General features: G+C 60.7%; 12 protein-coding genes. 9 read left to right on the forward strand and 3 right to left on the reverse strand.

The genetic code is table 11. The features are described from left to right. The first annotated feature begins 251 nt into the window (after window positions 1–251). The 4 genes from ACXRVY_RS00115 to ACXRVY_RS00130 all read left to right on the forward strand — a co-directional run bounded on the left by ACXRVY_RS00115 (window position 252) and on the right by ACXRVY_RS00130 (window position 3,782). On the forward strand, window positions 252–1,049 hold the full coding sequence (locus ACXRVY_RS00115) for a hydroxymethylpyrimidine/phosphomethylpyrimidine kinase (protein WP_223460943.1): 798 nt from the start codon (window positions 252–254) through the stop codon (window positions 1,047–1,049). A gap of 31 nt (window positions 1,050–1,080) precedes the next feature. Beyond that, a complete protein-coding gene (thiE, locus tag ACXRVY_RS00120) occupies window positions 1,081–1,704 on the forward strand; it encodes a thiamine phosphate synthase (RefSeq protein WP_223460941.1) in 624 nt (207 codons plus the stop codon). 15 nt (window positions 1,705–1,719) lie between these two features. After that, window positions 1,720–3,003 (forward strand): glutamate-1-semialdehyde 2,1-aminomutase, encoded by a 1,284-nt coding sequence (gene hemL / locus ACXRVY_RS00125; protein WP_223460939.1) that lies wholly within the window; start codon window positions 1,720–1,722, stop codon window positions 3,001–3,003. 224 nt (window positions 3,004–3,227) lie between these two features. Further along, complete coding sequence (locus tag ACXRVY_RS00130) at window positions 3,228–3,782, forward strand: tetratricopeptide repeat protein (RefSeq protein ID WP_223460936.1); 555 nt, start codon at window positions 3,228–3,230, stop codon at window positions 3,780–3,782. Window positions 3,783–3,905: 123 nt separating this feature from the next. On the opposite strand, the gene ACXRVY_RS00135 is transcribed toward ACXRVY_RS00130, so the two are convergent. Next, on the reverse strand, window positions 3,906–4,235 hold the full coding sequence (locus ACXRVY_RS00135; RefSeq protein WP_003185742.1) for a DUF1820 family protein: 330 nt from the start codon (window positions 4,233–4,235) through the stop codon (window positions 3,906–3,908). 133 nt (window positions 4,236–4,368) lie between these two features. On the opposite strand from ACXRVY_RS00135, the gene miaB reads away from it, so the two are divergent. The 5 genes from miaB (at window position 4,369) to lnt (ending at window position 9,784) form a co-directional block, all read left to right on the forward strand. Further along, the gene (miaB, locus tag ACXRVY_RS00140; RefSeq protein ID WP_223460934.1) at window positions 4,369–5,697 is read left to right on the forward strand and encodes a tRNA (N6-isopentenyl adenosine(37)-C2)-methylthiotransferase MiaB; all 1,329 of its coding nucleotides are present in this window, start codon (window positions 4,369–4,371) and stop codon (window positions 5,695–5,697) included. A gap of 215 nt (window positions 5,698–5,912) precedes the next feature. Then, entirely contained in the window at window positions 5,913–6,920 is a 1,008-nt protein-coding gene (locus ACXRVY_RS00145; protein WP_223460932.1) for a PhoH family protein, read from the forward strand. Next, a complete protein-coding gene (gene ybeY / locus ACXRVY_RS00150; RefSeq protein WP_223460930.1) occupies window positions 6,913–7,407 on the forward strand; it encodes an rRNA maturation RNase YbeY in 495 nt (164 codons plus the stop codon). The genes ACXRVY_RS00145 and ybeY overlap by 8 nt, the downstream gene beginning before the upstream one ends. 5 nt (window positions 7,408–7,412) lie before the next feature. Further along, window positions 7,413–8,252, forward strand: a complete 840-nt coding sequence (locus ACXRVY_RS00155; RefSeq protein WP_458236939.1) for an HlyC/CorC family transporter — start codon at window positions 7,413–7,415, stop codon at window positions 8,250–8,252. Window positions 8,253–8,260: 8 nt separating this feature from the next. Then, window positions 8,261–9,784, forward strand: a complete 1,524-nt coding sequence (gene lnt, locus ACXRVY_RS00160; RefSeq protein WP_223460926.1) for an apolipoprotein N-acyltransferase — start codon at window positions 8,261–8,263, stop codon at window positions 9,782–9,784. A 59-nt stretch (window positions 9,785–9,843) separates the two neighbouring features. Here the strand turns inward: lnt and ACXRVY_RS00165 are convergent, their stop codons facing one another. Beyond that, window positions 9,844–10,605, reverse strand: coding sequence for a YdcF family protein (locus ACXRVY_RS00165; RefSeq protein ID WP_223460924.1), 762 nt, complete (start codon window positions 10,603–10,605; stop codon window positions 9,844–9,846). A gap of 104 nt (window positions 10,606–10,709) precedes the next feature. Beyond that, window positions 10,710–11,030, reverse strand: a complete 321-nt coding sequence (locus tag ACXRVY_RS00170; RefSeq protein WP_223460922.1) for a hypothetical protein — start codon at window positions 11,028–11,030, stop codon at window positions 10,710–10,712. Window positions 11,031–11,167: the final 137 nt, after the last annotated feature.

An 11,167-nucleotide genomic window follows, 5' to 3' on the forward strand; every position in this document is an offset into this window, starting at 1 on the left:
CAGGAAGCCCCCCATTCCTTTTGAGCAGACGTAAAACCGGTATTACCTGTTATTGGTTTGGATCCACTCTAGCATAGCCGTTGATAGCCATTAAGCACCATTGAAATTTTTCCTACAAAGGCTCTAGGACGGGCGTTTCAGCAACATCACCAGAACACATTCAGAGGCAGGCAAATCACTGTGGCGAGGGAACAGCCGGACTGGATGTCGCTACACCCGAAAAACGTTGTTTGGTGGTAAGCTCGCGCACCATGAATATCTACAGCTCTCGCCCCGTTGTCCTCTGTCTCTCCGGCCACGACCCAAGTGGTGGCGCCGGCTTGCAGGCAGATATCGAAGCCCTGCTAGCTCAGGGTTGCCATGCGGCTCCGGCCGTCACCGCCCTGACCGTGCAAGACACCGTCAATGTCACTGACTTCCGCGTCCTCGACCGTGAGTGGGTACTGGCCCAGGCCAATGCCGTGCTCAACGACTCCGAAGTCGCGGCGGTCAAACTGGGCATGCTCGGTTCCCTGGAAATGGTCGACACCGTGGTCGAACTGCTTTCGGCGCATCCGCACTTGCCGGTGGTCTGCGACCCGGTGCTGCGCGCCGGCGGCGGCGGACGCCTGGGCAAGGACGAAGTCGGCTATGCCATGCGCGAACGCCTGCTGCCCTTGTCGATCATTGCGACCCCCAACCTTCCCGAAGCCCGGATCCTCGCCGAACTGCCTGAAGGCACTGCGGACGAGTGCGCTGAAAAACTGCTGCCGTTCGTCAAACACCTGCTGATCACCGGCGGCCATGGCGACGAAACCGAAATCCACAATCGCCTGTACAGCCGCGACGGCCAGCGCGAAACCTTTACCTGCCAGCGCTTGCCGGGCAGCTATCACGGTTCCGGCTGCACCCTGGCCAGTGCGCTGGCCGGTCGTCTGGCCCAGGGCGAAAACCTCGCCAGTGCCGTACAGACCGCGCTTAACTACACTTGGCGCACCCTGCGTGATGCCGAGCAGTTGGGCAAAGGCCAGTTTGTGCCGCGCCGTTTGCCACTGGATTTCTGTTCGTAACTTCTATTTGTAATGCGGTGAGGCTTGCCCGATGAAACTACGTGGCCTGTACGCCATTACCGACAGCCATTTGCTGGACGGTAAGTTGCTCAAGTACGTGGAGGCGGCGCTGGAAGGCGGCGTCACCTTGCTGCAATACCGCGACAAGAGCAGTGACGACGCCCGCCGCCTGCGTGAGGCCGAAGCCTTGCGCGAGTTGTGCGAACGTTACAAGACGCAGTTGATCATCAACGATGACGCCGAGTTGGCGGCACGCCTGAACGTGGGCGTACACCTGGGCCAGACCGATGGCCCACTGACTCCGGCCCGTGCACTGCTCGGGCGTCAGGCGATCATCGGTTCAACCTGCCACGCGCAGCTCGAACTGGCCGAACAGGCTGCCAAAGAAGGTGCCAGCTACGTCGCCTTCGGCCGCTTCTTCAATTCGAACACCAAGCCCGGCGCGCCGACCTGCAGCCTCGACCTGCTCGACCAGGCCCGCAAGCAGTTGCACTTGCCGATCTGCGCGATCGGCGGCATCACCCTGGATAACGCTGCCCCGCTGGTGGCCCATGGCGTCGATCTGCTGGCGGTGGTGCATGGCCTGTTTGGCGCCGAGAGCACGGTCGAAGTGACCCGCCGCGCCCGCGCCTTCAACGAACTACTGAAAATCTGATTTGAGAGCCCGACCATGTCTCGTTCCGAAACGCTGTTTGCCAATGCCCAAAAACACATTCCCGGTGGCGTGAACTCGCCGGTTCGCGCGTTCAAGAGCGTCGGTGGCACGCCGTTGTTCTTCAAGCACGCCGAAGGCGCCTACGTCACCGACGAAGACAACAAGCGCTATGTGGATTACGTCGGTTCCTGGGGCCCGATGATCCTCGGCCACAGCCACCCGGACGTGCTGGACGCGGTGCGCAAACAGCTTGAGCACGGCTTGTCCTACGGCGCCCCGACCGAGATGGAAACGCAGATGGCCGACCTGGTCTGCTCGCTCGTGCCGTCGATGGAAATGGTGCGCATGGTCAGCTCCGGCACCGAAGCGACCATGAGCGCTATCCGCCTGGCCCGTGGCTTCACCGGCCGCGACAGCATCATCAAGTTCGAAGGCTGCTACCACGGTCACTCCGACAGCCTGCTGGTCAAGGCCGGTTCCGGTGCACTGACCCAAGGCGTACCGAGCTCGGCCGGTGTACCGGCAGCATTTGCCAAACACACCCTGACCCTGCCGTTCAACGACATCGATGCCGTTGAGAGCATGCTGACCGAAGTCGGCCAGGACGTAGCCTGCATCATCGTCGAGCCAGTGGCCGGCAACATGAACTGCGTACCGCCTGCTCCGGGCTTCCTCGAAGGCCTGCGGACTCTGTGCGACAAGCACGGCGTGGTGCTGATTTTCGACGAAGTGATGACCGGTTTCCGTGTCGCCCTCGGCGGTGCCCAGGCGTACTACGGCGTGACACCGGACCTGACCACCTTCGGCAAGATCATCGGTGGCGGCATGCCGGTCGGCTGCTTCGGCGGCAAGCGCGAAATCATGCAGCGCATCGCTCCGCTGGGCCCGGTCTACCAGGCCGGCACGCTGTCCGGTAACCCTCTGGCGATGGCCGCCGGCCTGACCACCCTGCGCCTGATCAGCCGCCCGGGTTTCCATGCCGAGCTGACCGACTACACCACTCGCCTGCTCGACGGTCTGCAACAGCGCGCCGATGCGGCCGGCATTCCGTTCGTGACCACCCAGGCCGGCGGCATGTTCGGCCTGTATTTCAGCGGCGCCGATGACATCGTCACCTTCGATGACGTCATGGCCAGCGACGCTGCCCTGTTCGGTCGCTTCTTCCATCTGATGCTGGAAGGTGGCGTCTACCTGGCACCGAGTGCATTCGAAGCCGGCTTCACCTCGATCGCCCACGGCGAAGCTGAATTGAAGCTGACCCTGGACGCCGCCGAACGCGCCTTCGCTGCCTTGAAGTAAGCCCCTGAAGCTGACGTTGGCCATTGCCAGCGTCAGCTTTCACCTACACGCCCGCCTGTATTCCTGCGCGTTCAGCAAAAATCCCCCGCAAAACGGGTGATATATTTCCCGCGCAGCAGAAAAACGAGTAAAGACTTTGTAAGGTTGCCCCTGCTTATTTCATAATGCGCGCTTATTGGATCCCTCGATGGGTCCGCGCGCCCTTCAGAGGTAAGTCGATTCCCATGAACCGCACCGGCCGCACCCTTGCACTGGGCTGCCTGTTGCTTCTTCAGCCCCTGCTCGCGCACGCACAAGCAGGCGGCAACTCGTTGTTAATCCCAGCGATGGGTCGCTGCACCCTCAATACCCAGCCACAAGACCTGGAACAGGCGCTCGCCGCCTGCCAGAAAGCGTCGGATGAAGGGGATGCACAAGCGCAATACGAGTTGGGTGAGTTCTACTACGAAGGCAAAAACGCGCCGCGCGACCTCAATCAAGCCCTGAGCTATTTCGAAAAAGCCTCGCTGCAGGGCCACGCCCAGGCGCAATTCAAGCTCGGCACCATGTTCTTCCGCGGCGAAGGCGTGCCGGCCAATAACGTTCAGGCGTACATCCTGCTGAAGATGGCGGCGGTCAACGGTGCCGAAGATGCACTGGACACCGCCGACGAAGTCACCGAAAAAATGCCCCGCGAAGAACTCGAAGTCGCCACCCAGGTGCTCGGGCAAATTTTCCGTAAATATTTGATGGAGTTGCAGAGCGCTGACGGGCGTACGCCTTTCGCGCCTCTACCCTGATTCCTGTGTTGATCTGACTGGCCCCATCGCGAGCAAGCTCGCTCCCACAGTTGATCTCCAGCGTTTGGAAGATCCAATGTGGGAGCGAGCTTGCTCGCGATGGGGGCAACTCGATCTTGAGATTTACTTCTCAGGCATTGGCATCGGAAACGGCATGACATTGCCGACCGCGCCACGGGCTTCGCTGATTTTCGGTGTCCCCAGACGCTCGACTTCATCGATACGCACGATCGAATGCATCGGCACAAAGCTGCGCACCACGCCTTCGAACTGAGCCTTGAGCTTTTCTTCGCTCGGATCGACGACCACTTGCGTACGCTCGCCAAAGACGAACTCTTCCACTTCCAGAAAGCCCCACAGATCACTTTGATAGATCTGCTTGGCGTACATTTCGAACACCTGGCCCTGATTGAGGAAAATCACCTTGTAGATTGGAGCTTCACGTTTGGTCATGGTGGGCGGGTAACACATCGGGGTAAAAATGAGGGCGCAAACTATAGCACGTCCGCCGGACGCGCAACGGTAGGAACCACGGGACATGTTCCCTATAATGTGCGGTTCTTTGAATCAGGTGATGACTCTTTCCATGGCCAAGAAGCTTTACATCGAAACCCACGGTTGCCAGATGAACGAGTACGACAGCTCGCGCATGGTCGATCTGCTGGGCGAACATCAGGCCCTGGAAGTCACCGCCCGTGCTGAAGACGCCGACGTGATCCTGCTCAACACTTGCTCAATCCGCGAACGTGCCCAGGATCGCGTCTACTCGCAGCTCGGCCGCTGGCGCGAACTGAAGCTGGCCAACCCGGACATGGTGATCGCCGTCGGCGGTTGCGTGGCCAGCCAGGAAGGCGCGGCCATCCGTGATCGCGCGCCGTACGTCGACGTGGTCTTCGGCCCGCAGACCCTGCACCGTCTGCCGGAAATGATCGACGCCGCGCGCATCAGCAAGCTGCCGCAAGTCGACGTCTCGTTCCCGGAAATCGAAAAATTCGACCATCTGCCCGAACCGCGCATCGACGGCCCGAGCGCTTACGTGTCGGTGATGGAAGGTTGCAGCAAGTACTGCACGTTCTGCGTGGTGCCCTACACCCGCGGCGAAGAAGTCAGCCGGCCGTTCGACGACGTGATTGCCGAGATCATCCACCTGGCCGAAAACGGCGTGCGGGAAGTGACGCTGCTGGGGCAGAACGTCAACGGCTATCGTGGGACTACTCATGATGGGCGCCTGGCCGACCTGGCCGAACTGATCCGCGTGGTCGCCGCGGTCGATGGTATCGACCGCATCCGCTACACCACGTCGCACCCACTGGAGTTCTCCGACAGCCTGATCCAGGCCCACGCCGACGTGCCGGAACTGGTCAAGCACCTGCACTTGCCGGTGCAGTCGGGCTCGGACCGCATCCTCGCCGCGATGAAGCGCAACCACACCGCGCTGGAATACAAATCCAAACTGCGCAAACTGCGCGCCGCCGTGCCGGGGATCTGCATCAGCTCGGATTTCATCGTCGGCTTCCCGGGCGAGACCGAGAAAGACTTCGAGCAAACCATGAAGCTGATTACCGACGTCGGCTTCGACTTTTCCTACTCGTTCGTCTACAGCCAGCGCCCGGGCACACCGGCCGCCGATCTGGCCGACGACACGCCGCAAGAGCTGAAAAAAGAGCGCCTGAATGCCCTGCAACACCGCTTGAACCAGCAAGGTTTCGAGATCAGCCGACAAATGGTCGGCTCGATCCAGCGGATCCTGGTGACCGATTACTCGAAAAAGGACCCGGGCGAGCTGCAGGGCCGGACCGAGAATAACCGTATCGTCAACTTCCGCTGCGACAATCCGACCCTGATCGGCCAGTTCGCGGACGTGCACATCGATGCCGCGCAGCCGCATTCGCTGCGGGGTTCGCTGATCCAATAACACCGCATACCCCTGTGGGAGCGAGCTTGCTCGCGATTGCGATCTGACATTCAGCAAAGGTATCGACTGTCACGCCGCCATCGCGAGCAAGCTCGCTCCCACAGGGATAGCGTCAGACCAGCGAATCAACTTGGTCTGTATAAGAGCTTTCGCGCCCACGCCACTGGCGCTATCCTTGATTCATCACTATTTCCCCAGGGCGGCTAAATACGACCTTGAACGCACCCATAGAACCACATCGTTTCATCCTCGAGCCTTTTGAAGCTCGTCGCTTCGCCAATCTGTGCGGGCAATTCGACGAGCATTTGCGCTTGATCGAACAGCGCCTGACCATCGAGATCCGCAATCGCGGAAACCAGTTCGAGCTGATCGGCGAACCCAAACACACCACCTCCGCGGAAAACCTCCTACGCCGCCTGTACCGGGAAACCAAGGGTACCGAGCTGTCGCCGGACATGGTTCACCTGTTCCTGCAGGAATCGGCCGTCGAACAGCTGGACAACCACTCCCCCGCCGAACCGTCCGTGGCCCTGCGCACCAAGAAAGGTATGATTCGCCCCCGCGGCTTGAATCAAGTGCGCTACGTGAAGGAAATTCTCGGTAACGACATCAACTTCGGTATCGGTCCGGCCGGTACCGGCAAGACCTATTTGGCCGTCGCCTGCGCGGTCGATGCACTGGAGCGCGAGCAGATCCGCCGCATCCTGCTGGTACGTCCGGCGGTCGAAGCGGGTGAAAAACTCGGCTTCCTGCCCGGCGATCTCGCACAGAAGATCGACCCGTACCTGCGTCCGCTCTATGACGCGCTCTACGAAATGCTCGGCTTCGAATACGTCGCCAAGCTGATCGAACGACAGGTGATCGAAGTCGCGCCGCTGGCCTACATGCGCGGCCGGACGCTGAACAACAGCTTCATCATTCTCGACGAAAGCCAGAACACCACGGTCGAGCAGATGAAGATGTTCCTGACCCGGATCGGCTTCGGCTCCACGGCCGTCATCACCGGGGACATCACCCAGGTCGACCTGCCACGCGGCACCAAGTCCGGCCTGCACCACGTGATAGAAGTGCTCAAGGATGTGCCGGGGATCAGCTTCACCCATTTCCAGCCCAAGGACGTCGTGCGCCATCCACTGGTGCAGCGCATCGTCGAAGCCTACGAGCGCTTCGAAACCAAAGCGGCCGATGATGCCGCCGCCAAGGATAGCCGCCGCGATGCTTGAGCTTGACCTGCAAATCGCCACCCAAGACTGCGCCCCCAGCGAAGCCGAGTTCCGCCAGTGGTGCGAACTGGCTTTGCGCCAGCGCACCGCCGATTCGGAGATGACCATTCGTCTGGTCGACGAAGCCGAAGGCCGCGAGCTGAACCACACCTGGCGACAAAAGGATTACGCAACCAACGTCTTGTCATTCCCGGCCGATGTGCCGGATGAGTTCCTCGACATCCCGCTGCTGGGCGATCTGGTGATCTGCGTGGCCGTGGTCGAGCGCGAAGCCGCCGAGCAAGGCAAGGAGCTCAGGGCCCATTGGGCACACCTGGTGATTCACGGCTGCTTGCATCTGCTCGGTTACGACCATATTGAAGACGACGAAGCCGAAGAGATGGAAGCACTGGAACGAACGTTGCTTGCAGAACTGGGCTTTCCCGATCCGTACGCGGACGACGAAACCGACGCATTCCCCACCGAAACAACAAAGGATTCAGAGTAATCGCTATGAGCGAAGATCGATCGAGCAACGGGCAGAAGTCATGGCTGGGTAAGCTCACCCAGGCTTTTGCCCACGAGCCGAAAAACCGCCAGGAGCTGCTGGAGCTGCTGCGCGATGCACACCAGAACAAACTGCTGGACAGCGAAGCGCTGGCCATCKTCGAAGGCGCCATCCAGGTGGCTGACTTGCAGGTTCGGGACATCATGGTCCCGCGCTCGCAAATGGTCAGCATCAAGGCGAACCAGACACCCCGCGAGTTCCTGCCTGCCGTGGTCGACTCGGCCCACTCCCGCTATCCGGTCATCGGCGAAAGCCACGATGACGTGATGGGCGTGTTGCTGGCCAAGGACTTGCTGCCGTTGATCCTCAAGGAGAACGGCGACAGCTTCAACATCAAGGACCTGCTGCGTCCGGCCACCTTCGTGCCGGAATCCAAGCGCCTTAACGTGCTGCTGCGCGAATTCCGCGCCAACCACAATCACATGGCCATCGTCATCGACGAGTACGGCGGCGTGGCCGGTTTGGTGACCATCGAAGACGTGCTGGAGCAAATCGTCGGCGACATCGAAGACGAACACGACGTCGAAGAAGACAGCTACATCAAGCCGCTGCCCAGCGGTGATTTCCTGATCAAGGCCCTGACACCGATCGAGAACTTCAACGATTTTTTCGACAGCGAGTTCTCCGACGATGAGTTCGATACCGTTGGCGGCCTGGTGATGAGCGCGTTCGGGCATTTGCCAAAACGTAACGAAATCACTGAAATCGGCCCGTACCGCTTCCGCATCCTGAACGCCGACAGCCGTCGGATTCACTTGCTTCGCCTGACGCCCATTGCTCGCTAAGGATTGAAATGCGCTGGACAACCCGCCCCGGCTGGCCCGGTAACCTGCTGGCCGTGGCGGCCGGTGCAATCACCACCCTGGCCCTGGCGCCGTTCGATATCTGGCCACTGGCACTGCTCGCCGTCGGCCTGTTCTATGCCGGTTTGCGCGAACTGAGCCCACGCCAGGCGCTGGGTCGCGGCTGGTGTTTCGGTTTCGGCCTGTTCGGTGCCGGCACCAGCTGGATCTACTACAGCATTCACCACTTCGGCGGCGCGTCGATGCTGCTGGCCGGCTTCCTGATGCTGCTCTTCACGGCGGCGATTGCCTGGTTCTTTGCCCTGCCCGCCTGGATCTGGGCGCGCTGGCTGCGTCGCAATGAGGCACCGCTGGCCGACGCACTGGCCTTCGCTGCGCTGTGGGTTGGCCAGGAAGCTTTCCGTGGTTGGTTCCTGACAGGTTTCCCGTGGCTGTATTCCGGTTACAGCCAGCTCGATGGCCCGCTGGCCGGGCTTGCTCCCATCGGCGGGATGTGGCTGATTTCCTTTACCCTGGCCCTGACAGCTGCGCTGATCTACAACGGCTTGCGCCTGGTTCGCACAGGGCGTAAAGGCTTCATCGCAGCCGGTATATTACTGCTGGTCGGCCCATGGCTGGTCGGTACGGCACTCAAGCACCACGCCTGGACCAGCCCGTCGGGCCCGCCACTGAGCGTCGCCGCCATTCAGGGCAACGTCGAACAAAGCATGAAGTGGGACCCGGCGCAGCTCAACGCGCAATTGGCGTTGTACCGCGACATGAGTTTCAGCTCCAGGCGCGCCGATCTGCTCATTTGGCCGGAAACGGCGATTCCGGTGCTCAAGGAGTCCGCCGAGGGCTACCTGAACATGATGGGAAGCTTCGCGGCCGAACGTAAATCGGCGTTCATTACCGGTGTCCCGGTGCGCATGGAAGTACGCCACGAAAAGCGACTCTTCAATGGCATCACCGCTACCGGTGAAGGCGACGGCACTTACCTGAAGCAAAAACTGGTGCCGTTTGGTGAATATGTCCCCTTGCAGGACATGCTGCGCGGACTAATCGCTTTCTTCGACCTGCCAATGTCGGACTTCGCTCGCGGCCCGGCCGACCAGCCGCTGCTGCAAGCCAAGGGTTATCAGATCGCGCCGTTCATCTGCTATGAAGTGGTTTATCCGGAGTTCGCCGCCAGCCTTGCCGCCCGCAGCGACCTGCTGCTGACCATCAGCAACGACACCTGGTTCGGCACCTCCATCGGCCCCCTGCAACACCTGCAGATGGCGCAGATGCGTGCACTGGAGGCCGGCCGCTGGATGATCCGCGCTACCAACAACGGCGTATCCGGCCTGATCAACCCGTTCGGTCAGATTACCGATCAGATCCCGCAGTTCGAGCGCGGCATCCTGTATGGCGAAGTGGTGCCGATGCATAACCTGACGCCGTACCTGGAATGGCGTTCGTGGCCATTGCTCATTGTCTGCGTGTTGTTGTTCGGTTGGGCGCTGATTGCGAGCCGGATGGCCAAGACCGTCTAAAAATTGATACAGAACACTTGTGGCGAGGGAGCAAACTCCCTCGCCACAAGGTTTAGCTCTCAGCGATAGAACAACGAATAACCGATCTGCCCCACCGCCTCGTTCATCAATTGCCCGTTCTGCCAGATCGCCTTGAACTCCGGCATCCAGCCACCCAGTGGCCGCGCGTTGTCGCCGCCCAGAAACCCTACCGGCGCCGGCACCACCTCAAACCCGGCCTTGCGGAAACTCCAGACCGCTCGTGGCATATGCCAGGCCTGAGTCACGAGTACCACACGCTTGACGCCCTGTGGCAGCAACACCTCGGCGCTGAACTGCGCATTTTCCCAGGTCGTGCGGCTGCGCCCTTCCTGCCAGCGCACGCTCACGCCAAAATCGTCACGCAAGGAGTCAGCCATCATCTGCGCTTCGCTTGGCGGCGTGTTGTAATGCAAGCCGCCGCTAGTCAGCACCGGCAGACCGGAAGCCTTGGCCAACCGCGCAGCAAAGCGCTGGCGCTCCAGGCCGACGCCCGTGGGCTGGTCGGCGCCCCAGGCCACGTCACCGCGTTCGCGCCCCGAGCCGAGGATCACGATCGCATCCGCGCGTTGCCCCAGGACGGCCCATTCATCGCGGGCCAGCGGTGGCTCCCGCTCGAGCAGGCCGGCACTCCACTGCACCACCACCGGCAGGCTCATCAGCCAGAACCCCCCCAGGCCCAGCGCAAAGCACGCACCGGCAAGCCTTGGCCTGGATCGGCGCAACCACCAGGCAAGCAAAAGCAGCAGCAATAGAATGCCGGGTGGCAAAAGAAGTTGTTTTACGAAATAACGAAAAGGCATTGAGCATCTCCCGGAGATGCCCGAAGCCTAAGTGGGTTAGCGCAATGCGACAATCATTACGCAAGGACTATGCTGCAAAAATGCATGGAGCATGGCTCTGTGCCCTATTTGAACTGGAAAGACCGGACCTTTACCGCGTCTCTACCGGGAGCCTTGTCCTTGAGCCAGATAATCTTGGCCGAACGTGGTACGTCGAGTTGCTTTACCGCCTCTGACAAGCATCCGTGTGTCTCACGCTCACTGCGATCCAGATACGCCTTGACCAGTGCAAACTCTGCGGGGCTCAGACCACGCAGTTCCAGTTCCAGAGGGTGTTCGTCGCGCAACCGGCCAGCGGTCCTTGCCGCATCCAGGGCCAAGGCCAAACGATCGATCAGCCTTTCGTACAGCTCCGGTTTTGTAGCTTTTTGCTGAGACTCAACCATCCCTCACCTCATTGGAAGATAAGACCTACTCCCCAGTTAGAGCTTAGCTTCCATGAACAAACCGGCTGAACGCCGCGACCAACGGCCCTCGCAGCGCTTTTTGCAGGACGTGCGGCAGCAATCAGGGTTTCCCTCGG

The organism is Pseudomonas sp. P5_A2_2 (genome assembly GCF_054177685.1).

Coding starts and splice junctions, on each gene's coding strand:
- ACXRVY_RS00115 (WP_223460943.1), top strand. CDS start 252: ATGAATATCTACAGCTCTCGCCCCGTTGTCCTCTGTCTCTCCGGCCAC.
- thiE (WP_223460941.1), top strand. CDS start 1,081: ATGAAACTACGTGGCCTGTACGCCATTACCGACAGCCATTTGCTGGAC.
- hemL (WP_223460939.1), top strand. CDS start 1,720: ATGTCTCGTTCCGAAACGCTGTTTGCCAATGCCCAAAAACACATTCCC.
- ACXRVY_RS00130 (WP_223460936.1), top strand. CDS start 3,228: ATGAACCGCACCGGCCGCACCCTTGCACTGGGCTGCCTGTTGCTTCTT.
- ACXRVY_RS00135 (WP_003185742.1), bottom strand. CDS start 4,235: ATGACCAAACGTGAAGCTCCAATCTACAAGGTGATTTTCCTCAATCAG.
- miaB (WP_223460934.1), top strand. CDS start 4,369: ATGGCCAAGAAGCTTTACATCGAAACCCACGGTTGCCAGATGAACGAG.
- ybeY (WP_223460930.1), top strand. CDS start 6,913: ATGCTTGAGCTTGACCTGCAAATCGCCACCCAAGACTGCGCCCCCAGC.
- lnt (WP_223460926.1), top strand. CDS start 8,261: ATGCGCTGGACAACCCGCCCCGGCTGGCCCGGTAACCTGCTGGCCGTG.
- ACXRVY_RS00165 (WP_223460924.1), bottom strand. CDS start 10,605: ATGCCTTTTCGTTATTTCGTAAAACAACTTCTTTTGCCACCCGGCATT.
- ACXRVY_RS00170 (WP_223460922.1), bottom strand. CDS start 11,030: ATGGTTGAGTCTCAGCAAAAAGCTACAAAACCGGAGCTGTACGAAAGG.